Genomic DNA, 20,224 nt, shown 5'->3' on the forward strand with positions numbered 1-20,224 from the left:
GCGCGCGGCTTCGTAAGATGCGAGGCGGAAGGGAAGACCGCGCAACTGGGGAGAGGAGGCCCATGGCCCGCATCGGCACCATCGCCGCCGTCGGCGCCGCCACGCTGCTGGCCGCCGTCGCCGCCTGGGAGGGCACCCGCCCGCCCGCGGCCCTGCTGCGCCCGCCGGGGGCCGGCGAGCCCGCCCGCTTCGACGCCCGCTGCATCAAGTGCGGCCGCTGTCTGGAGGCCTGTCCCTACCAGGCCATCCACGTGGCGCCCCTCGCAGCCGGGGTGGCTGCGGGCACGCCGGCCGTCGACGCGCGGGCCCAGGCCTGCCGGCTGTGCCCCGACTTCCCCTGCATAGCGGCCTGCCCTACCGGCGCCCTCGCGCCGGTGGAGGGACGCGCGGCGGCCGCCATGGGCACCGCGCGCATCGACGAGGGGCTCTGCCTGTCGTTCAAGGGCATGCGCTGCGAGGTGTGCTACCGCGCCTGCCCCCTCATCGACGACGCTATCACCATCGACTACCGCCCGCGCGAGGGCGACGCCATCCACGCCGTGTTCGCGCCCGTCGTCCACGAGGGGCGCTGCGCCGGCTGCGGCCTGTGCGAGCAGCGCTGCCCGGTGAGCGACCCGCGACCCGCCATCGAGGTGGTTCCGACGGGGTTCGCCTGACGGCGCCGCGCCGGCGCCTCCCGCCCCGGCGGGGAGGCGGCGCGCGGGGCCTCGGGGCCGGCCGGGAGGCAGGGCGCGCGTGGGCGCGCGGGAGCAAGCAAGGAGGAGAGAGCACATGGAGCTTACGCGACGGAAGTTCGTGAAGACCACCGCGGTGGCGCTTGCCAGCGCCGCGGCCGCGGGCACCATGGCCACCATGGCCGGCTGTGCCGGCGAGCCCGCCAAGGGCGGCGCTCAGGCGCCGGCCGGGCAGGGGGACGTCACCCGCACCGTGGGCGTCTGCCGCTTCTGCGGCTGCGGCTGCGGCGTCATCGTCGAGGCCAGGGACGGACGCCTCGTGTCGGTCACGGGCGATCCGGAAAACGGGTCGAACCGCGGCCTGAACTGCGTGAAGGGCTACTACCTGGCCAGCGCCCTGTACGGCGACGACCGCCTCACCACGCCGCTTGTCCGCGATGACAAGGCCACCAAGGGCGCGCCGGGCGGCCTGCGCGAGGCCACCTGGGACGAGGCGCTCGACCTGGTGGCGTCCAAGCTGCGCGAGACGTGGAAGGCCGACAAGAGCCGGCTGGCCTTCTGGGGAAGCGGCCAGCAGCCCATCGTCGAGGGCTACTGCACCGCCAAGTTCTGGAAGGCGGGCCTGCTCTCCAACAACATCGACCCCAACGCGCGCCTGTGCATGGCCAGCGCCGTCGTCGGCTTCATGAACGTGTTCCAGACCGACGAGCCGGCCGGCTGCTACGCCGACATCGACGAGGCTGACGTCTTCGTCACCTGGGGCGCCAACATGGCCGAGGCGCACCCCATGCTCTACTCGCGCCTGACCGCCCGCAAGCTGGCCGACGACCGCGTGCGCCACTACGACCTGACCACCCTGCGCACCCGCACCTCCGCCAGCGCCGACAAGGTGCTCATGTTCAAGCCCGGCGCCGATATCGCCATCGCCAACGCCATCGCCAGCTACCTGGTGGAGAACAACCTCTACGACAAGGCCTTCGTCGCCGACCACCTGCAGTTCAAGCAGGGGACGGAGAACATCGGCAACGCCTTCGAGGACGGCTACGACGCCTCGGAGACGGGCCAGTCGGTCGACGCCGTCACCTCCATCACCTTCGAGGAGTACGCCGCGCGCCTGGCCCCCTACACCCTGGAATACGCCGAGGAGGTCTCCGGCGTGCCGGCCGCCGACATCCAGGAGCTGGCCGAGGTGTTCGCCGACAAGTCGCGCAAGGTGCTCTCCCTGTGGACCATGGGCGTGAACCAGCACAACCGCGGCACGTGGATGAACCACTGCATCTACAACATCCACCTGCTCACCGGCCGCTACGCGCGCCCCGGTGACGGCGCCTTCTCGCTGACGGGCCAGCCCACGGCCTGCGGCACGGCGCGCGAGGTGGGCACGTTCAGCCACCGGCTGCCGGCCGACCTGCTGGTGGCCCAGGAGCCGCACCGCCGCTACACCGAGGCTATCTGGAGCCTGCCCGAGGGCTACCTCGACGCCATCGCCAAGCCTGGATTCCACACGGTCAAGATGTTCCGCGAGCTCTCCAAGGGCAACATCGACTTCCTCTGGAGCGCCCACAACAACTGGGCCGTGAGCCTGCCCAACCTCACCCGCTTCCTCGGCCGCGGCGACAAGAGGGGCGTCATCGACGCGTTCATCTGCGTGTCCGAGGTCTACCCGACGCTTTCCACCCAGTACGCCGACGTGGTGCTGCCCGCGGCCATGTGGGTAGAGCGCGAGGGCCAGTTCGGCAACGGCGAGCGCCGCACCGCCGTCTTCGAGAAGGCGGTCGACCCGCCGGGAGACGCCCGGTGGGACCTGTGGATGCTCATGGAGGTGGCCAAGCGCGTGCTGGCCGGCGAGCAGATCGGCGGGAAGGACGCCTTCGACGTGCTGTTCGGCGCCTGGTACGACCCCGAGGCCGGCGCGTTCCGCGGCACCGACCGCGAGGTGTCGCGCGCCATCTGGGAGGAGTACCGCACGTTCTCGAACCCGGCGCTCAACGAGGCGGCCGCGGCCATCAACGAGTCCGCGGGCCTCAAGATGGAGGCCAAGCAGCTGGCCCCCTACGACCTCTACATCGACAACCACGGCCTCACCTGGCCCGTGCGCGAGGTGGACGGCGAGTGGCTGCCCACCCTGTGGCGCTTCTGCGACGGCCCCCAGGCCGACGGCTTCGACGAGCAGGGCGTCGAGCGCTACGGCGAGCACGACAGGGCCGGCGGCGTGAGCTTCTACAAGTCGGCTGGCAAGCGCCCCTCGGTGGTGTTCCGCCCCTGGGAGCCCCCGGCCGAGATCCCCGACGACGAGTACCCGTTCTACCTGTGCACCGGGCGCCTGCTGGAGCACTGGCACACCGGCTCGATGACCCGCCGCATCGCCGAGCTCGACCGCGCGCTGCCCGAGGCGCTCCTCGACGTGAACCCGGCCGACTGCGAGCGGCTGGGCGTCAAGGACGGCGACCGCGTGCGCGTCACGTCGCGCTACGGCAGCTGTGACATCACCGTGTCCACCACCGGGCGTACCGCGCCGCCCGAGGGCATCGTGTTCGCGCCGTTCTTCGCCGAGGAGACGCTCATCAACCTGGTGGTCCAGGACGTGTACTGCCCGCTCTCCAAGGAGCCGGACTACAAGAAGACCACCGTGTCCATCGAGAAGATCTAGGGAGGCGGAAGATGAAGAGAAGGATCATCATCGGCGCCGCGGGCGCGCTCCTGGCTCTCTCGCTGGCCGGCGTGGCCGGATGCGCCGCGCCTGCCGGCCTTGGCGGGGCGGGCGACGCCGCGCGCGCCGCCGGGGAGCCGGCCCTCATGCCGGCGAGCCACGAGGGTCGCTTCCAGGAGCTCGGCGCCCCCGGCTGCTACGGCTGCCACGGCGCCGGCAAGGATGCCGACTCCCTGCTCGCGCAGGCTCCGGCGTTGCCGGCGGACCACTACGTCGACGGCGACCCGGCCACCCGCGAGGTGTTCGGCCCCCGCGGCGAGTGCATCACCTGCCACCCGCAGGGCTAGGAGGGCGCATGATGGCGAGCGATCAGGTGGCGGTCGGCCCCCGCGGCGTCGACGGGGTCCCGGAGCCGGCGCCCGTGGCATCCGGCGCGCCCACCGCGGGGGAGCCCGTGGTCATCTCCAGCCTGGTGGTGGAGACGGCCCCGGAGCTTGCCGGGGCCGTGGCCGGCGAGCTGGCGGCGCTCCCGGGCGTGGAGGTGCACGAGCGCCAGGGCCACAAGCTGGTGGTGACCATCGAGGCCGCCAGCGTGGAGGCATCCCACGCCCGGGCGAGCTCCTTCATCCAGGTGGCGGGCGTGACCGGCGTCAACCTGGTGTACTGCAACTTCGAGGACGAGGCGGCGGCCCGCTGAGGCGGGTTGCCCGGATGCGCCCGCCGCGAGGTGCGGGCGACGCGAGAGGAGGGGAGAGATGGTAAGGGGAACGAGGCCGCGCCGCGGCATCGGGCGCGTCACGGCCGTGCGCCGCGTCGTGCAGTGCGCGGCGCTCGTGCTGTTCTGCCTGCCGCTCGTGGCGGCGGGCTGGGGCCTGGCGGGCGGCTTCGCCGGCGGCGACGCGGCGGTGCCCACGCCGGCCGAGGGCGTCTTCTACGGTAGCCTGGCCTCCTCGTCGGTCGGCGGGGTGACGCTGCTCGACCCGCTCGCCGCCCTCCAGGTGGCGGCCGCCTCGCGCGAGCTCGCCCCGGCGCTGCTTGTGGGCGTGCTGCCCGTCGTGGCGGCCTACGGGCTCATCCGCGGCCGCGCCTTCTGCGGCTGGGTGTGCCCGGTCAACTTGCTGGGCGAGGCCGCCGACTGGCTGCGGGCCCGGCTGGGGATCGAGGTGCGCGAGCGGGCGGTGCCGCGCCACGCCAAGCTCGGCGTGGCCGCGGGCGTGGTCGCGCTGTCGGCGGTGGCGGGCGTGCCGGTGTTCGAGTCGTTCAACCCCGTCGGCGCCGTGAACCGCGGCCTGCTGTTCGGCGCGCTGGCCGGCGTGTGGACGCTCGCGGCCGTGCTGGCGTGCGATGTGCTCTGGGGCCGGCGCGTGTGGTGCCGCGCGCTCTGCCCGATGGGCGGCGTCTACGAGGCCCTCGGCCGCATGGGCCAGGTCAACGTGGCCATCGACCACGATGCCTGCACCCGCTGCGGCCGCTGCGAGGCCGTCTGCCCGGCCGACCCGGCCATCCTGGCGCCGGCCGTCGACGGGGCCGACGCCATCGTCCGCGCCGGCGACTGCATGGCCTGCGGCGCCTGCGTGGATGCCTGCCCCGCGGACGCCCTGCGCTTTCGCCTGGGGCGCCCGCGCCGGCCCGCGGCAGCCGGCGCCCCATCGCCGGCAGCGGCTGACGCCGCGCCGCCTGCGCCCGCCGGCGCAGGCACCGAGTAACACGAGGGAAAGGGAGTGACGATGCTCAAGAGCAAGAAGCTGCGCCTCACCCTGGCCGCGCTCTGCGCCACGGTGATGGTGGTGGGCCTGGCGGCCTGCGCGCCGCGGGCGAACAACCCCGCGGCCCCCGAGGCCGACCTGACGCCCGCAGAGGATCGCTTCGGCGTCATCAAGGCCGAGGAGTGGGCGGGGCTCTACCCGCACCAGTACGAGACATGGAGGGCCAACGAGGCCAACTCGCCGGAATCCGGCAAGGACGACTACCTGGAGACGTACCCCGCGCTCAGGACCATGTACAAGGGCTACGGGTTCGCCAAGGGCTATGACGAGGCGGCGTCCCACAGCTACACGCTGCGATCCATCGCCGAGACCCCGCGCGTGACCGACGCCACCCTCGCCAACTGCATCACCTGCAAGACCCCCCAGTTCACCGCCCTGGTGAACGAGGAGGGCGACGGCGTCTACGCCGAGAAGTTCAGCGAGCTCATCGTCCAGTTCGACGAGCCCGTCAGCTGCTACAACTGCCACGGCAACGACCCGACCGCCCTCGAGGTGACCTCCGGCTTCTACCGCGCCTCCCTGGGCGACGCCGCCGAGTCCACGCCCCTCGAGGCCCAGGTGTGCGGCCAGTGCCACAACGAGTACTACTTCAACGCCGACAAGGTGACGAGCAACCCCTACGATGGCCTGGCGGGCATGGACGCCGAGGCGATGCTCGCCTTCTACGACTCCATCGGCTTCAAGGACTGGGAGCACCCGGACACGGGCGCCCCGCTGCTCAAGGCCCAGCACCCCGAGTTCGAGACCGTCTACGGCGGCCGCCAGTCGCACATGGCCGCGGCCGGCTTCAGCTGCGCCGACTGCCACATGGCCACGATGGAGACCGAGGGCGGCGCGCGCTACGCGTCCCACGACCTGGTGAGCCCGCTCGAGAGCCCCGAGCTCATGGAGAAGTGCTCGCTGTGCCATGACGACCTTGCCGGCGAGGTGGCAGGCTGGCAGAAGGAGGTCACCGATCGCGAGCAGGCCATCTCGCGTGACATCGTCCGATACATCGAGGCCCTGGCCGCCGCCCGTGACGCCCTCGACCCCGACACCCTGGCCCGCGCCCAGCAGATCCACCGCCACGCGCAGTTCTACTGGGACTACGTGATGGTGGAGAACAGCGAGGGCGCCCACAACCCCGAGGCCGCCCACGCCAACCTCGACAAGGCCGAGGCGCTCCTGGCCGAGGGCTTCGCCCTCTTGGCCTAGGCGGAAGGAGGAGACGACATGACCGACGAGAAGAATAACGCCGTCCCCGGCGCGCCCGCGTCCTCGCCTGCTGCCAGGCGGGTGCCGCGCAGCCGTCGCAAGCTGGCGGTCGCCGGGGCCGTGGTGGCCGCGGTGGTCGTCGCGGCCGGCGCCGGGTTCTGGGTATGGCACGAGCAGCCGAGCTTCTGCAACGCCATCTGCCACGCGCCGCAGGATCCCATCAACGCCACCTACGACGGCGAGCCGGGCCAGGCGGGCCTGGACAAGTGGGGAAACCCGGTCGATGACATGGGAGACCTCATGGTGGTCCAGCACAAGCAGGCGGGCCTCACGTGCCTGTCGTGCCATGAGCCCACCTTGGGCCAGCAGGTAACCGAGGGGCTGCACTGGGTGAGCGGCGACTTCGAGTACCCGCTTGACGAGCGCTCGCTCACTGACCTCAACCACTACCTGCAGAAGGACGATCCCGAGTCGTTCTGCCTGAACGAGGGCTGCCACAACATGACCCGCGACGACCTGGCGGCCGCGACCACGGCTCTGGGGAAGCGGAACCCCCACGCCACCGAGGTACGTCACGAGCAGATCGAGTGCGGCGAGTGCCACAAGTCCCACCGCCAGTCGGTGAACGCCTGCAGCCGCTGCCACGACGACGCGCCCATCCCCGACGGCTGGCTCGGCGCCCATGAGGCCGCCCAGCTCGACGCGAGCGGGTTTCCGTACTAGCGCGCGAGGGCGCGGCTCTCGGGAGGGGACGCCCCGCGGGGCGCCCCCGTCCCTCGCGTTCGGGGGCGGGCCCGGCTAGCGCGCCGCGGTGACGGCGCCGTCGAAGCCGACGAAGAACGCCTGGTCGATCTCGGGGCGGCTGCGCGCGAGGGCGAGCCCGCGCCCGAGGCCCAGGGCGAGCAGCGTGGTGGAGAAGCCCTCGGCGTCTAGCGAGCGCGCGGCCACCACGGTGACGCCGGCCACGTCGGTGGCGGCGGGCCGGCCCGTGCGCGGGTCGAGCACGTGGTGGCAGAGGCGCCCGTCGGCCGTGGTGAACGACCGCTCGTAGACGCCGCTCGTCACGGCCGAGCCCGCCGCCAGGGGCACGGCGCCCAGCAGGGCCTTGGGGTTGCGCGGATCGCGCGGGTCGCGTATTCCGACGCGCCACGGCCCGCCGCCGGGCTTGGCGCCGCCCACGGCCACGTTGCCGCCCAGGTTCACCACGTAGCCGGGGATCCCGCGCGCGGCCAGCAGCGCCGTGAGCTCGTCGGCGATCCAGCCCTTGGCGATGCCGCCTGCGTCCACCGCCGCGGCCGGGTCGGCCAACCGCGCCCAGCAGCGCCGCCGCCCCGGTGCGTCGCCCGCGTTGCCCGCGCCCGCCGTGCTGCCCGCGTTGCTCGCGCCCGCGCTCGCCGCGCCGTCCGCGTCCTCCCATAGCTCCAGGTTCTGCCAGCCCACGTGGCGCACGGCCTCGGCGAGCGCGGCCGGGTCGGGCTCGCGGCCCTCGTGGAAGTCCCACAGCCGCACGGCCGGCCCCACGGTCACGTCGAAGGCGCCCTCGCTCGCCGCGCAGTACCCGAGCGCCGCGCGCAGCAGGCCCGCGGTGCGCGCGTCCACCTCCACGGGCGCGCCGCCGGCGGCGTTGAGCCGGGCGATGTCGGAGTGGGGCAGCGTCCGCGAGAGGAGCCGCTCGTAGGCGCGGCAGGCCGCCACGGCCTCGTCGAGCGCCGCGGCCACCGCGTCGGCCTCGCCGTAGGCGGCCAGCTCCGCCACGGTGTTGAACGCCAGGAACCGCACGCCGCCCGGCGCGTCGCCCGCGGGCGCCCACGCCTCGCGCCACGCCTCGTCGGGTATGGGGTCGACCTCGCCCACGCCCCCTCCTCTCGCCTCGCCGCCCGCGCGGCCGGCCGTCCGGCGGCCGTCCCGCCGGCGCCGCCCCGCGCCCTCGTTGCGCCCATTGTACCCCGCGCGCCCCGGATGCGCCGCATCCGCCCGCGCGCCGGCGCCGTCCCGCGCGTTCGGCTGCCCACGTCGCCCCGCGCCCTCGGCGCGCCCATTGCGCCCGCGCGCCCCGGATGCGCCGCATCCGCCCACGTGTCGGCCCCGCGTCTTCGTCCCGTGCCCTTGGCCGTGACGGCATGGCGCCGCTTGCCGCCGTCCTGCGCGCGACCCGCCCCTCCCGGCCGTCTCCGGCTGGGTCGTGGTAGCCCGATCGCCCGTTCATATCCATTTCGTCGAGTTTCCCGAGGCTTGGAGCGCCTTTTCGGGGGGATTTGGGGGCATTCGGCGCCCGCGAAAAAACGTGACCTGGGGAAACTTCACGCCCGCGTCGCGCGCGGCGGGGTCATGCCTCGGGAAACTCGCCAAAATGGATATGAAACGCCGTTTCGCCTGCATCCCGCGCCTCCTGCGCGCCACTGGGCGCGACGGGGCCCGTGCCGTCCGGCGTCCCGCGCCCCGCCGGCCCCGCACGCTGCGCCCCGGCCCTGCGCCTCCGCCGCGCCCCGCCGGCCCCGCGCCCCGCCGGCCCGGCCCGCGCCTCGTCTCGGTCCCGCGCCCTCGTCGCGCCCATTGTACCCCGCGCGCCTCGGATGCACCGTGTCCGCCCGCGCGACGGCCCCGCCCGTCCTCGGCCGTGACGGTATGGCACCACTTGCCGCCGCGCCGGGCCGCCGCCCGCCCGCCGCCGGTACAATTACGCGCACCCGACCACGGAGGACGGCCCGCCTGCGCGGCGCCCTCTTCCCCGACCTCTAAGGAGGCCCCATGGAAATCAAGAACGTCACCGTCGCCGGGGGCGGCGTGCTCGGCAGCCAGATCGCCCTGCAGAGCGCCTACAAGGGATTCGCCGTCACGCTGTGGCTGCGCAGCGAGGGCTCCATCGAGCGCACGCGCCCCAAGCTCGAGCGCCTGCGCGGCATCTACAAGGCGTCCCTCGAGGCCCTCAAGACCGACCCGTCCGCCTTCTGCCGCGGGCTCACCGACTCGCCCGACGTGCCGCCCGCCCAGCTCGACGAACTCATCGCGCGCGTGGACGCCGCCTTCGACTCCCTCGTGCTCACCACCGACGTCGAGCAGGCCTTCGGCGGCGCCGACCTGGTCATCGAGGCCATCGCCGAGGTCATCGCCGAGAAGGAGGCCTTCTACGGCTCCATCGCCGGCGCGCTGCCCGAGCACGCCGTGCTGTGCACCAACTCGTCCACGCTGCTGCCCAGCGCCATGGCCAGCTTCACCGGGCGCCCCGACCGCTTCCTGGCGCTGCACTTCGCCAACAACATCTGGAAGAACAACACCGCCGAGGTCATGGGCACCGCCGAGACGAGCCCTGCGTCCTACCGGGCCGTGGTCGACTTCGCGCGCGCCATCGGCATGATCCCGCTGGAGCTCAGGAAGGAGCAGCCCGGCTACCTGCTCAACAGCATGCTCGTGCCCTTCCTCAACGCCGCCGAGGCGCTGCTCGCCAACGACGTGGCCGACGTGGAGACCATCGACCGCGCGTGGATGCTCGGCACGGGCGCGCCGCTCGGCCCCTTCCGCATCCTCGACATCGTGGGGCTCACCACGGCCTACAACATCGTGGCCGCCAGCCCCGCCGCCCAGGAGCCCGGCTCCACCGCCGCCCGCATCGCCGCGATGCTGAAGGCGCGCATCGACGAGGGCAAGACCGGCGTCAACGCCGGCGAGGGCTTCTACCGGTACAACTAGGGGATCGACCAGAGAGAAGAGAGAGGAACCGCATCATGGGAAAGCTCGAGGGACGCGTCGCCATCGTGACGGGGGCCAGCTCCGGCGTGGGCCGCGGCGTGGCGAAGGTGCTGGCCGAGAACGGCGCGCGGGTGTGTGCCTGCGCCCGGCGCCTGGAGAAGCTCGAGGAGCTGCAGGCTGAGGTGGCCGCGTTCGGCGGCGAGGTGCTGCCCGTGGCCTGCGACGTGACCGACGTCGAGCAGATCAGAAACGTGGTGGCCCGCTGCGCCGAGCACTTCGGCGGCATCGACATCCTGGTGAACTGCGCCCAGGGCGCCATGCAGTACCGCGAGATCAACGACATCGACGAGGCCTACGCGCTGGAGGCCTTCGAGTCCGGCGCGCTCGCCTCGCTCATGTTCATGAAGGAGTGCTTCCCGTATCTGCGGGACAGCGGCCACGGGCGCATCATCAACACCGCCTCGGCGGCCGGCTACGACGGCAACGCCGGCTTCGGCGCCTACGGCATGGCCAAGGAGGCCATCCGCGCCATCACCCGCACGGCGGCCAGCGAGTGGGGCCGCTACGGCATCACGGCCAACGTGTTTTTGCCCATCATCGCCACCGACTTCTTCCGCGAGACCCAGCCCGAGGCCCTGAAGAGCCTGGAGGCGAAGACGCCGCTCGGGCGCATCGGCACCACCGAGGAGGACTGCGCCCCGCTCATCGTGTTCCTCGCGAGCGATGACGGCAGCTACTTCACCGGCCAGTCCTACATGGTCGACGGCGGCATCCACAAGCACTCCTAGGCCGCGGCCCGGCCGACCTGAGCGCCTCGAGGGGGCGCCCCGCCATCGCGCGGGGCGCCCCCTTCGCTTCCGGGCGCCCGCGGGGCGCCAAATTACACCAGCTGGGTGATGCCCACGTCGCGCCCGAGCGGCTATGATGGTTCCACGACCTTGCGCTGTCCTGCTGGTTTTCCGCGAAACCGTACCTTCGACGGCGCTCGAACATGGTAGATACTTGCGAAGGGGAGCGCGGGCGTCCCGCCCCGGGGCGCCGAGCCGCCGCGCCGGCGGCCGCGCGTGACGCATGGAAGAGAAAGGGCAGCATGAACGCGAAGATGAAGAGGCGCCTGATCGCCGTGTCGGGCATCATCGTGATCGTCCTCATCCTGGTGCTCGCCTTCGTCGGCGGCAACTCCGCGGCGAGGACGATGTCGGTGGCCGAGGCCGCCGAGCTGGCCGATCCGGGCCAGAAGGTCCAGGTGTCGGGCAACGTGGTGGCCGACTCGTTCTCCACCAGCGACAACGTGCTGACCTTCAGCATCTACGACCCCGAGGGCGACCCGTCCACGCACCTGGCCGTGCGCTACGGCGGCGCCGCGGCGTCCACCTTCGGCAACGACGTGACCGCCATCTGTACCGGCAAGGTGGGCGACGACGGCGTGCTGGAGGCCACCGAGCTGGTGACCAAGTGCCCCTCGAAGTACGAGAGCGCCACCGATGCGCTCACCGTGGGCCAGCTGCTCGGCTACGGCGAGTCCGTCCACGGCAAGGTGGTGAAGGTGTCCGGCACGGTGGGCGCGGGTACCCTGGGCCCCGCGGGCCAGGACGTACGCTTCAGGCTCACGGACGACGAGTCCCTGAGCGTCACGCTGCCCGTCAGCTTCGACGGGGCGCTGTCCGACGAGGTGGCCGACGGCTCGGCCGTGGTGCTCACCGGCGCGCTCGGCGCCGACGGCACCTTCGCCGCCACCGACGTCGCGCTGGAGGGTTAGGCCATGGCATTTCCCCTGATGGGCCTTCTGGGCCTGCTCATCGCCTTCGCCTCCTGCCTGCTGTCCCTCGGGTGCCTCGGCGCGGGCCGCCTCCTCGGCCGCCGCTCGCCCGAGCGCGGCGAGACGCTCGCCTGGGGCGGTCGCGTGGCCGTGGTGGTGGGCGCCATCGGCCTCACCTTCTGCTGCGCCATCCTCGTGTGGTGCTTCTTCGCCGGCGACGTCAGCATCGAGTACGTCGTGCGCAACCGCTCGGACGCCACGGGCGAGCTGGGGTGGCTCTTCCACCTGGCGGGGCTCTGGGCCGGGCGCCAGGGGTCGCTCCTGTTCTGGGCGTGGCTCATCGCCGTGTTCAACCTGGTGGTGGTGCTGCGCACCCGCAGGGACGCCCGCCCGCTCGACGACGTGGCGCTCCTGGTGGCCCAGGTGGTGCTGACGGCCTTCGTGGGCGTGCTGCTGTTCTCCGAGGGCAACATGCCCTTCACGGCCCTCGACCCGCGCTACGTGGGCGCCGACGGCCAGCTCACGGGCGCGGCGGCCCTCTGGGGCATGAACGCGCTCCTGGAGCACTGGGCCATGGCCATCCACCCGCCGACGCTCTTCGTCGGCTACGCGGGCCTCACCGTGCCCTTCGCCTACGCCATCGCCGCCCTCGTCGTCAATGACGACTCGCCGCGCTGGGTGGTGCGCTGCACCCCCTACGCCGTGTTCTCGTGGCTTCTGCTCGGCATCGGCATCGGGCTGGGCGCCGTGTGGGCCTACGTGGTGCTCGGCTGGGGCGGCTACTGGGGCTGGGACCCGGTGGAGAACGCGAGCCTCCTGCCGTGGCTCGTGGGCGTGGCGCTCATTCACTCGTTCACCGTGTACCGCCAGCGCGGCGCCTTCAAGCGCTGGAGCGTCATGTGCGCCTGCCTCACCTTCGCCTTCGTCATCCTGGGCACGTTCATCACGCGCTCGGGGCTCGTGCAGTCGGTGCACGCCTTCGAGGGCGACCCGGTATCGCTCGTGCTGTTCCTGGCGCTCATCGTCGCGTCGCTCCTGGCGGGGGCCGTGGGCCTCATCGCGCGCCGCGGGAGCTTCGGCGCCGCGGTCGCGGGCGGCGACGACATCGAGTCGATGGCGTCCAAGGAGGCCGCCTACTACGTGAACAACCTCGTCATGGTGGTGTTCGCGGTGCTCTTGGCCTACCTGACCGTGTCGAGCGCGCTGCCGGCGTTCCTCCCGTTCGGCGGCCAGGCCATCTCGGCCGGCACCTACAACGCCGTGGCGCGCCCGCTCGGCATCGCGTACTGCGCGCTCATCGCCGTGTGCCCGCTGCTCGGCTGGCACCGGACCGACCGCGCCGCCTTCTGGAGGCGCGCCCGCGTCCCCGGCATCTGCGCCATCGTCCTGTTCGCCGTGCTCATGGCCTACTTCGCCACCTATCTGCTGCCGAGCTACGACGCCATCGTGGCCGCCGGGGGATCCGGGGCCGAGGGGCTGCTCGAGCAGGGGCCGGGCTGGTACTACAACGGGCTGGCCGTCGTCGGCTTCGCCGTGGCGAGCCTGCTTCTCTTCAACGCCGGGTTCATGGCGGTGAAGGTGATCGCCCGGGCCAAGGGCGCCTGGCGCACCCGCTTCCCGGCCCTCGGCGGCGCCGTGTGCCACCTGGGCATGGCCGTCGTGCTGGTGGGCCTCATCGGCTCGTCGATGTACGTGACCGAGAAGGTGACCTACCTGCCCCTCGACGCGGACACCGGCACGGCGGCCGAGCCGCTCGTCATCCAGGACTTCGAGCTCGTCTACGTGGGGGGCTCCCTCGAGGAGCTGGAGAACGGGAGCGACATCCTCAACGAGGCCACCTTCGACGTCTATCGCGACGGCGCCTACGTGGGGTCGGTGAGCCCGGCGGTGCAGATGGTGAAGGCCACCATGCAGACCAAGCAGATCGCCAGCGTCATCAGCTTCCCGCTCGAGGACCTGTTCGTAGTGTACCGCGGCGCGAGCTCCGACGGCGCGCTTTCCATGGACGTGCGGGTGAACCCGCTGATCAGCCTCGTGTGGGTGGGCTTCGGGCTCATCGTGGCCGGCGGCCTGGTCGCCCTGCTCGCCCGCCGCTCGGCGCGGCGCGAGGCGGATGGCGGCGACGGTGAGGCGCGGACCACGGGCTGCGTCGCGCCCATCGTGGACGCCTGCGTGCCCGGCGCGGCTGCGCCCGTGGACGCGCCCACCGTGCCCGCGCCCGACGCGCCTGCCGCGTCCGACGCACCCGACGAGCCCGCCGGGGACGGGGGCGCGCGATGAGCGCCGCGCCGGCCGCCATCCGCTGCGAGGGCGTCACCAAGGCCTTCGGCACGCGCAAGGCCGTCGACGACCTCTCGCTCGAGCTGCCCCGCGGCGCGTTCCTGTCGGTGTTCGGCCCCAACGGCGCCGGCAAGACGACGCTTCTGCGCATGATCGCCACGCTCACGCGTCCGAGTGCCGGGCGCATCGAGGTGGAGGGCGTCGACGCCAAGGAGGAGCCCGACCGCGCCCGCGAGGCCATCGGCCTCATCTCCCATAACCCCATGCTCTACCCCGACCTCACGGCTGAGGAGAACCTGCTGCTCTACGCGCGCCTCTACGGCGTGCGCGACCCCGGGGCCCGCGTCATCGAGCTGCTGGACGCCGTGGGCCTCAAGCACCGCCGGCTCGACCGCGTGCGCACGTTCTCGCGCGGCATGACCCAGCGCGTCTCCATCGCCCGGGCGCTCGTGAACGACCCGGCGGTGGTGCTCTTAGACGAGCCCTACTCAGGGCTCGACCCTCACGCCATCGAGGTGTTCGACGACCTCATCGCCAGCGTGCGGCAGGACCGCACCTTCGTCATGGTCAGCCACGACCTGGAGAAGGGCCTGCGCCTGGCCGACCACGTGCTGGTGATGGCCCGCGGCCGCGCGGTGGCCTTCGACCCGAAGGACGAGCTGGACGAGGACGAGTTCCGCGCGCTGTACCGCTCGACCGTCGGGATGGGGGTGGCCTAGATGGCGGAAAGGGAGAAGCAGGAGCGCGCCCGGCGTTCCGACGCGCCCGCGTCGCCGCGCAGCGAGCTCTGCGCGCGGCCGAGCGCGCTTGAGCAGTACCGCGTCCTGCTCATGAAGGACCTGCGCCAGGAGCTCCGCACCAAGGAGATGCTCGTGTCCATGGGCATCTACGCGCTTTTGGTCATCGTCGTCTTCGGCGTGGCGCTCTCCTTCGCGCGCCCCGGCGCCGACTTCCTGGAGGTGTCGGGCGGCCTTCTGTGGGCGCTCGTCGTGTTCACGTCGCTTCTGGGCCTCAACCGCTCGTTTTCCCACGAGACCGAGAACGGCTGTCTGGAGGGGCTGCTGCTCGCGCCGCTCGACCGCGGCGTGGTGTTTCTGGCCAAGGCCACGTCCAACCTGGCGTTCCTCGCCATCGTCGAGGTCATCGCCGTGCCGCTGTACTGGGTGTTCTTCTCGTCGTTCGCCGCTCCGGCGGCCTCGGCGCCGCTCATCGTCGTGCCGCTCCTGCTCGGGTCGGTGGGCATCGCCGGCATCGGCACGCTGCTCTCGACCATCACGGCGTCGACCCGCGGCAAGGACGTGATGCTGGCGCTCCTGTTCGTGCCCGTCGTGTTCCCGCTGCTCTACGCGTGCGTGTCGGCCACCACGGCCGCGCTCGCGGGCGGCGTGCTCATGGAGGAGGCGTTCGCCACCTCGCTCGCCCTGGCCGCCGGCTATGACGTGGTCATGCTGCTGGCGTCGTGGGTGCTGTACGATTTCGTCGTGTCCTAGGCGCGCCGCGCCCGGGGGAGAGGAGGGCCCATGGCCCCAGAGGGAAAGAGCCCGCGCCTGCCCGAGGCGGGGCAGTGGCCCGACAGGGTGGCGCCCGCCGCGCTGGTGGCGGGCATCGTGCTGACCACCGTCGGGTTCCTCATGGCGTTTCTGTGGGTGCCGCCGGTGGGCGGCGCCTCGGTGGGCGGCGCCGAGCTCATCGGCGACGCCATGGTCAGCCAGAAGCTGCTGCTGTCCCAGAAGATCTTCTACTTCCACATGCCCGTGGCCATCACGTCGTTCATCGCGCTGGTCTTCGGCGCGTGGTACAGCCTGCGGTTCCTGCGCACCCGCGAGGCGCGCTACGACACCTGCGCGCGCATCGCCCTGGAGATCACCCTGCTGTTCATCGCGCTGACCATGATCACCGGCGAGATGTGGACGCGCTTCGAGTGGGGCGTGTGGTGGAGCTGGGAGCCGCGGCTGACCACCTACCTGGTGCTCATGCTCGTCGTGATCGCCTACTTCGTGCTGCGCGGCTCGGTCGACGAGCCCGAGCGCCGCGCCGCCTTCAGCGCCGTGGTGGCCATCATCGCCTTCATCGACGCGCCCATCTGCTTCATGGTCACGCGCCTCATCCCCTCGTCGATCCACCCCGTGGTGCTGCGCGAGGGCGGCATGAGCCCCGAGATGGGGCTGTGCGTGGCCGTCGTGGCGGCGGGGATGCTCTGCGTCGCCTTCGCCCTGTACCGCGCCCGCTTCCGCCAGGTGCGCCTGGCCCAGCGCGTCGAGGCGCTCAAGGAGGAGCTGGGCGACTAGCGCGCCCGCCTGCCGGCGCCGCGCCGCCCGGGAGCCGCCGCCGCGCGGGAGCCGCCGCGCCCGAACCGTCGAAGACCGAGCCGGCCCGCCCGCCGCGGGCCGCCCGTGAAAGGAGACCACCGTGAACCCGATCCTCGCCGACATCTACTCGACCATCCTGCCGTCGGCCCCCTACGTCATCGCCGCCTACGCGCTTCTGTGGGTGGCGCTGCTCGCCTACGTGCTCGTCATCGCCCGCGGCCAGAAGCGCGCCGAGGCCCAGCTCATGCTGTTGGAGGAGGCCCTGGCCGACCGCCAGGCGAAGGGGGAGTAGCGCCCCTGTCGGGCGCCGGGAGAGCAGCGCCCCCGCCGGGCGCCGCGCCTGGCCCCGCACCACGTCGCGCCGGCGTCCAGGCGTGCGGCGTTCCCCGCCGGGCGTCGGGCCTGGACGTGGGAAAGCGCTCGCTCGCCAGAAATCGCGCGAAAATCCGCCCGCGCCCTTCTGTAGTATCATGGAGCCCGACTCGGCGGCGCTGCGTGCGCCGCCTTCGCGCGCCCTGGGGCGCACCCCGAAGAGAAAGGCACTCGATGAAGGCGCTCATCCCCGCCGCGGGTCTCGGAACCCGCTTCCTGCCCGCCACCAAGGCCCAGCCCAAGGAGATGCTGCTGGTGGTGGACCGCCCGGCCATCCAGTACGTGGTGGAGGAGGGCCTGGCCTCGGCCGCCGACGAGGTGGTCATCATCAACAGCCGCGACAAGAAGTCCATCGAGGAGCACTTCAGCCCCGCGCCCGAGCTGGTGGCCCTGCTGCGCGAGCGCGGCAAGGACGCCTACGCCGACGTGGTGGAGAAGGTGGGCTCCTACAACGTGAGCTACGTCTACCAGGACGAGGCGCTCGGCCTGGGGCATGCGGTGCGCTGCGCCGCCGAGAAGACGGGCGACGAGCCCTTCTACGTGCTGCTCGGCGACGTGCTCGTGCCCGACAACAAGATGCTGCCGGCCATGCAGGCGGTCTCGGACGCCCACGGCGGCGCGAGCGTCATCGCCGTCATGCCCGTGCCCGACGAGGAGGTGAGCCGCTTCGGCGTCATCGCCGGTGAGCCTGTGGCCGACGACGTGTGGAAGGTGGACTCGCTCGTGGAGAAGCCGGCGCTGGCCGACGCGCCGTCGAACCTGGCCGTGTTCGGCCGCTACCTGCTGAGCCCGCGCGTCATGGAGCTTTTGGCCGATGTCGAGCCCGGCGTGGGCGGCGAGATCCAGCTGACCGACGCGCTCGATGCCGTGCTGCGCGAGGAGGAGATGTACGCCCTCATCGTCGACCCTGCCGACGGCTTCGACACCGGCACCGTGGAAAGCTGGCTCGCGACCAACAACGAGCTCTACCGCCGCGCCCACGCCTAGAAAGAAGTGGCCCGGTGGAGAGGGGAGCTCCACCGGGCCGAAAGGAGGGGATGACGCGGCTCCGAGGAGCCGCTTCTGCTTCGTTTCAAAGCAGGCAAGTGGAGTAGGAGGGGAACCTTCGCACTTGCTGTCTCACAGTATAAAGTGACCCTTTGAATAAGCCATGAATGCCCGGTGGGCATCTTGTGAATTTCCCATCCACACTTTGAGGATTTTGTCAAATCCCCGCTTTTCGTCAATGGGTTTTGCAAACATTTGTTTGTTTCTCGTATCAGATCCGGGGAAGCCGTGCTACCATGGCCGTCATGGATACCTTGTTTACCGAAATGGAGAACGTCGAGCGCAGCCGGGTAGCGCCCCTGGCCGTGCGCATGCGCCCGCGCGCCCTCGACGAGCTCGTCGGCCAGGCCGAGGCCGTGGGGCCCGGCAGCTGGCTGCGCACCGCCATCGAGCAGGACGCCCTGAGCTCGGTCATCCTCTACGGCCCGGCCGGCACGGGCAAGACCTCGCTCGCCCACGTCATCGCCGAGACGACCAAGGCCACCTTCGTGGAGGTGTCGGCCATCGGCGGCACCGTGTCCGACCTGCGGCGCGAGATAGACGCGGCCGAGAAGCGGCTGCTCATGGGCGGCCTGCGCACCATCCTGTTCGTCGACGAGATCCACCGCTTCAACCGCTCCCAGCAAGACGCCCTGCTCCACGCCGTGGAGGATCGCATGGTGGTGCTGGTGGGCGCCACGACCGAGAACCCCTTCTTCGAGGTGAACTCGGCGCTCATATCCCGCTCGCGCGTGGTGGAGCTGCACTCCCTGGGCGACGACGACATCGCCGCGCTCGTGGGGCGCGCCGTCGCCGACGAGCGGGGGCTCGGCGGCCGCTACCAGCTGGAGGACGCGGCGCTCGACGCCATCGTGCTTCTGGCCGGCGGGGACGGCCGCACGGCGCTCACCACCCTCGAGCTGGCCGCCGGCATGGTGGGCCCGGGCACGCCCGAGGCGCCCGTCGCCATCACCGAGGCCATGGTGCGCGCCGCCACGCCGCACCGGGCGCTGCCCTACGACAAGAACAAGGACATGCACTACGACGTCATATCGGCGTTCATCAAGTCGATGCGCGGGTCCGACCCCGATGCGGCGGTCTACTGGCTCGCCCGCATGATCGACGGGGGAGAGGACCCGAAGTTCATCGCGCGGCGCATGTACATCGCCGCGTCGGAGGACATCGGCAACGCCGACCCGCAGGCGCTCCTGGTGGCCGCGGCCGCCTTCCGCGCCGCCGAGGTCATCGGGTACCCCGAGTGTCGCATCAACCTGGCCCAGGCGGCCATCTACCTGGCGCTCGCGCCCAAGTCCAACGCGGCCGAGGCGGCCATCGACGCGGCCCTGGCCGAGGTGCGCCACGGGCCGGCCCGCAAGGTGCCCGACCACCTGCGCGACCGCCACCGCCCCGGGTCGGAGGACTACGGCGCCTACAAGTACCCCCACAGCTACCCGTCCGGCTGGGTGGACCAGCAGTACCTGCCCGACGGGCTCTCCCGCGGCGCCTTCTACCAGCCCGCCCCCCGCGGCTGGGAGGCCTACCGCGCCGACGCCGCCGCCCGAGACCGCGCCGACGCCGCCGAGTAGCCGCGTCTCGCACGCCCAGGGGAGGTAACGGCGCGGCATCGGGGGTGGGGCGGCGCGCAAAAGCGTGGGCGGCCTGTATAGAATGACTCGTGAAGTCCGCGAAGTGCTATAGTTTAGCTTTCGAGTCAACAGGAGGCTGACATGGAACTGCTCAACATCGCCCTGCCCATCGTCTACGCCCTCGTCGGCGTGGCCCTGGTCTGGTTCATCATCGAGCTGGTCATGACCGTGCGCACTGCGCGCAAGACGGTGAAGTCCGTCAAGAAGCAGATCGACCCCACGCTGGAGAACGTCGGCAAGATCACCGCGTCGCTCGAGCCGGCCGTGGCCAACGTGAACCGGCTGACCGAGCAGCTCCAGCCCACCGTCGAGCACGTGAACAGCATCACCGCCTCCCTCGAGCCCGTCTCCGCCAAGATCGACCCGCTGGTCGACCGCGTCTCCCTCACCGTGGACGCCGCCAACCTCGAGATCATGCGCGTGGACCAGATCCTCGAGGACGTCACCCAGATCACCGAGTCGGTGTCCAACACCCTCGACACGGTGGACACGGTGACCAACGCCCCGCTCGAGCTCGTCACCTCCGTGACCGACCGCGTGCGCTCGCGCTTCAAGCCGCGCTACGCCAGCAAGGAGTCCGAGCAGCTCGGCCAGGCCGCGCCCGAGGCTGCCAGCCCGGTGCGTGACTTCGTCGACGCCGCCTCCGACGCGGCCGGCGCCGCCGTGGCCGACCAGCGCGCCCGCATGCAGGAGCGCAAGGAGGCCCGCGCCGCCCGCACCGAGGCCGCCCACGCCCGCGAGGACGCCCTCTCCGGCACCGCCGCCGCCATGACCGACGCCGCCGTGGCCGCAGTCGACGCCGACACCCCGGCTGCCTCCTCCGGCTACACCACCATCGCCTCCGACCAGCGCTAGCCCTCC

At 72.0% G+C, this 20,224-nt stretch carries 19 protein-coding genes; 18 read left to right on the forward strand and 1 reads right to left on the reverse strand.

The annotated features are described in order from the left end of the window. The first annotated feature begins 62 nt into the window (after positions 1-62). The 7 genes from LPT13_RS04135 to LPT13_RS04165 all read left to right on the forward strand — a co-directional run bounded on the left by LPT13_RS04135 (position 63) and on the right by LPT13_RS04165 (position 7,007). Positions 63-656 (forward strand): 4Fe-4S dicluster domain-containing protein, encoded by a 594-nt coding sequence (locus tag LPT13_RS04135; RefSeq protein ID WP_242163806.1) that lies wholly within the window; start codon positions 63-65, stop codon positions 654-656. Between the two features lie 115 nt (positions 657-771). Further along, the gene (locus LPT13_RS04140) at positions 772-3,324 is read left to right on the forward strand and encodes a molybdopterin-dependent oxidoreductase (protein WP_242163808.1); all 2,553 of its coding nucleotides are present in this window, start codon (positions 772-774) and stop codon (positions 3,322-3,324) included. An 11-nt stretch (positions 3,325-3,335) separates the two neighbouring features. Further along, on the forward strand, positions 3,336-3,671 hold the full coding sequence (locus tag LPT13_RS04145; protein ID WP_242163809.1) for a hypothetical protein: 336 nt from the start codon (positions 3,336-3,338) through the stop codon (positions 3,669-3,671). Between the two features lie 8 nt (positions 3,672-3,679). Then, a complete protein-coding gene (locus LPT13_RS04150) occupies positions 3,680-4,021 on the forward strand; it encodes a chaperone NapD (protein ID WP_242163812.1) in 342 nt (113 codons plus the stop codon). A 58-nt stretch (positions 4,022-4,079) separates the two neighbouring features. Beyond that, entirely contained in the window at positions 4,080-5,030 is a 951-nt protein-coding gene (locus LPT13_RS04155; RefSeq protein ID WP_242163815.1) for a NapH/MauN family ferredoxin-type protein, read from the forward strand. Positions 5,031-5,051: 21 nt separating this feature from the next. Then, a complete protein-coding gene (locus LPT13_RS04160; protein WP_242164271.1) occupies positions 5,052-6,284 on the forward strand; it encodes an ammonia-forming cytochrome c nitrite reductase subunit c552 in 1,233 nt (410 codons plus the stop codon). Between the two features lie 18 nt (positions 6,285-6,302). Continuing rightward, positions 6,303-7,007 carry a cytochrome c3 family protein gene (locus LPT13_RS04165; RefSeq protein WP_242163817.1) on the forward strand — a complete coding sequence of 235 codons (705 nt, stop codon included), beginning with the start codon at positions 6,303-6,305 and terminating at the stop codon, positions 7,005-7,007. Between the two features lie 75 nt (positions 7,008-7,082). Here the strand turns inward: LPT13_RS04165 and LPT13_RS04170 are convergent, their stop codons facing one another. Then, a complete protein-coding gene (locus LPT13_RS04170; protein WP_242163819.1) occupies positions 7,083-8,138 on the reverse strand; it encodes an FAD:protein FMN transferase in 1,056 nt (351 codons plus the stop codon). An 894-nt stretch (positions 8,139-9,032) separates the two neighbouring features. Here LPT13_RS04170 and LPT13_RS04175 point away from each other — a divergent pair. The 11 genes from LPT13_RS04175 (at position 9,033) to LPT13_RS04225 (ending at position 20,218) form a co-directional block, all read left to right on the forward strand. Beyond that, the gene (locus LPT13_RS04175; RefSeq protein ID WP_242163821.1) at positions 9,033-9,971 is read left to right on the forward strand and encodes a 3-hydroxyacyl-CoA dehydrogenase; all 939 of its coding nucleotides are present in this window, start codon (positions 9,033-9,035) and stop codon (positions 9,969-9,971) included. A gap of 35 nt (positions 9,972-10,006) precedes the next feature. Beyond that, positions 10,007-10,759 (forward strand): SDR family NAD(P)-dependent oxidoreductase, encoded by a 753-nt coding sequence (locus LPT13_RS04180; RefSeq protein ID WP_242163823.1) that lies wholly within the window; start codon positions 10,007-10,009, stop codon positions 10,757-10,759. A 302-nt stretch (positions 10,760-11,061) separates the two neighbouring features. Further along, positions 11,062-11,730: a cytochrome c maturation protein CcmE domain-containing protein gene (locus LPT13_RS04185; protein WP_242163825.1), complete on the forward strand. Its 669-nt coding sequence runs from the start codon at positions 11,062-11,064 to the stop codon at positions 11,728-11,730. Positions 11,731-11,733: 3 nt separating this feature from the next. Continuing rightward, a complete protein-coding gene (locus LPT13_RS04190; RefSeq protein ID WP_242163828.1) occupies positions 11,734-14,010 on the forward strand; it encodes a heme lyase CcmF/NrfE family subunit in 2,277 nt (758 codons plus the stop codon). Continuing rightward, positions 14,007-14,729, forward strand: a complete 723-nt coding sequence (locus LPT13_RS04195; RefSeq protein ID WP_242163830.1) for an ABC transporter ATP-binding protein — start codon at positions 14,007-14,009, stop codon at positions 14,727-14,729. Before LPT13_RS04190 ends, LPT13_RS04195 begins: the two co-directional genes overlap by 4 nt. Beyond that, positions 14,730-15,500, forward strand: a complete 771-nt coding sequence (locus LPT13_RS04200) for a heme exporter protein CcmB (protein WP_347263868.1) — start codon at positions 14,730-14,732, stop codon at positions 15,498-15,500. It begins immediately after the preceding gene. Positions 15,501-15,530: 30 nt separating this feature from the next. Continuing rightward, complete coding sequence (ccsA, locus tag LPT13_RS04205) at positions 15,531-16,298, forward strand: cytochrome c biogenesis protein (protein ID WP_242163833.1); 768 nt, start codon at positions 15,531-15,533, stop codon at positions 16,296-16,298. 121 nt (positions 16,299-16,419) lie between these two features. Beyond that, positions 16,420-16,611 (forward strand): CcmD family protein, encoded by a 192-nt coding sequence (locus LPT13_RS04210; protein WP_242163835.1) that lies wholly within the window; start codon positions 16,420-16,422, stop codon positions 16,609-16,611. A 254-nt stretch (positions 16,612-16,865) separates the two neighbouring features. After that, entirely contained in the window at positions 16,866-17,678 is an 813-nt protein-coding gene (locus tag LPT13_RS04215; RefSeq protein WP_242163837.1) for a UTP--glucose-1-phosphate uridylyltransferase, read from the forward strand. 305 nt (positions 17,679-17,983) lie between these two features. After that, on the forward strand, positions 17,984-19,303 hold the full coding sequence (locus tag LPT13_RS04220; RefSeq protein ID WP_242164275.1) for a replication-associated recombination protein A: 1,320 nt from the start codon (positions 17,984-17,986) through the stop codon (positions 19,301-19,303). Positions 19,304-19,444: 141 nt separating this feature from the next. Continuing rightward, the gene (locus LPT13_RS04225) at positions 19,445-20,218 is read left to right on the forward strand and encodes a DUF948 domain-containing protein (protein WP_242163839.1); all 774 of its coding nucleotides are present in this window, start codon (positions 19,445-19,447) and stop codon (positions 20,216-20,218) included. Positions 20,219-20,224 lie beyond the last annotated feature (6 nt).

Origin of the sequence: Adlercreutzia faecimuris (genome assembly GCF_022669055.1) — a bacterium.
Taxonomy (GTDB): domain Bacteria; phylum Actinomycetota; class Coriobacteriia; order Coriobacteriales; family Eggerthellaceae; genus Enterorhabdus; species Enterorhabdus faecimuris.

What these genes read in the sequence shown, in the direction of transcription:
- LPT13_RS04180 (WP_242163823.1), top strand. Translation starts at nt 10,007, where the DNA reads ATGGGAAAGCTCGAGGGACGCGTCGCCATCGTGACGGGGGCCAGCTCC.
- LPT13_RS04140 (WP_242163808.1), top strand. Translation starts at nt 772, where the DNA reads ATGGAGCTTACGCGACGGAAGTTCGTGAAGACCACCGCGGTGGCGCTT.
- LPT13_RS04135 (WP_242163806.1), top strand. Translation starts at nt 63, where the DNA reads ATGGCCCGCATCGGCACCATCGCCGCCGTCGGCGCCGCCACGCTGCTG.
- LPT13_RS04165 (WP_242163817.1), top strand. Translation starts at nt 6,303, where the DNA reads ATGACCGACGAGAAGAATAACGCCGTCCCCGGCGCGCCCGCGTCCTCG.
- ccsA (WP_242163833.1), top strand. Translation starts at nt 15,531, where the DNA reads ATGGCCCCAGAGGGAAAGAGCCCGCGCCTGCCCGAGGCGGGGCAGTGG.
- LPT13_RS04190 (WP_242163828.1), top strand. Translation starts at nt 11,734, where the DNA reads ATGGCATTTCCCCTGATGGGCCTTCTGGGCCTGCTCATCGCCTTCGCC.
- LPT13_RS04225 (WP_242163839.1), top strand. Translation starts at nt 19,445, where the DNA reads ATGGAACTGCTCAACATCGCCCTGCCCATCGTCTACGCCCTCGTCGGC.
- LPT13_RS04220 (WP_242164275.1), top strand. Translation starts at nt 17,984, where the DNA reads ATGGATACCTTGTTTACCGAAATGGAGAACGTCGAGCGCAGCCGGGTA.
- LPT13_RS04200 (WP_347263868.1), top strand. Translation starts at nt 14,730, where the DNA reads ATGGCGGAAAGGGAGAAGCAGGAGCGCGCCCGGCGTTCCGACGCGCCC.
- LPT13_RS04215 (WP_242163837.1), top strand. Translation starts at nt 16,866, where the DNA reads ATGAAGGCGCTCATCCCCGCCGCGGGTCTCGGAACCCGCTTCCTGCCC.
- LPT13_RS04195 (WP_242163830.1), top strand. Translation starts at nt 14,007, where the DNA reads ATGAGCGCCGCGCCGGCCGCCATCCGCTGCGAGGGCGTCACCAAGGCC.
- LPT13_RS04145 (WP_242163809.1), top strand. Translation starts at nt 3,336, where the DNA reads ATGAAGAGAAGGATCATCATCGGCGCCGCGGGCGCGCTCCTGGCTCTC.
- LPT13_RS04160 (WP_242164271.1), top strand. Translation starts at nt 5,052, where the DNA reads ATGCTCAAGAGCAAGAAGCTGCGCCTCACCCTGGCCGCGCTCTGCGCC.
- LPT13_RS04185 (WP_242163825.1), top strand. Translation starts at nt 11,062, where the DNA reads ATGAACGCGAAGATGAAGAGGCGCCTGATCGCCGTGTCGGGCATCATC.
- LPT13_RS04175 (WP_242163821.1), top strand. Translation starts at nt 9,033, where the DNA reads ATGGAAATCAAGAACGTCACCGTCGCCGGGGGCGGCGTGCTCGGCAGC.
- LPT13_RS04150 (WP_242163812.1), top strand. Translation starts at nt 3,680, where the DNA reads ATGATGGCGAGCGATCAGGTGGCGGTCGGCCCCCGCGGCGTCGACGGG.
- LPT13_RS04155 (WP_242163815.1), top strand. Translation starts at nt 4,080, where the DNA reads ATGGTAAGGGGAACGAGGCCGCGCCGCGGCATCGGGCGCGTCACGGCC.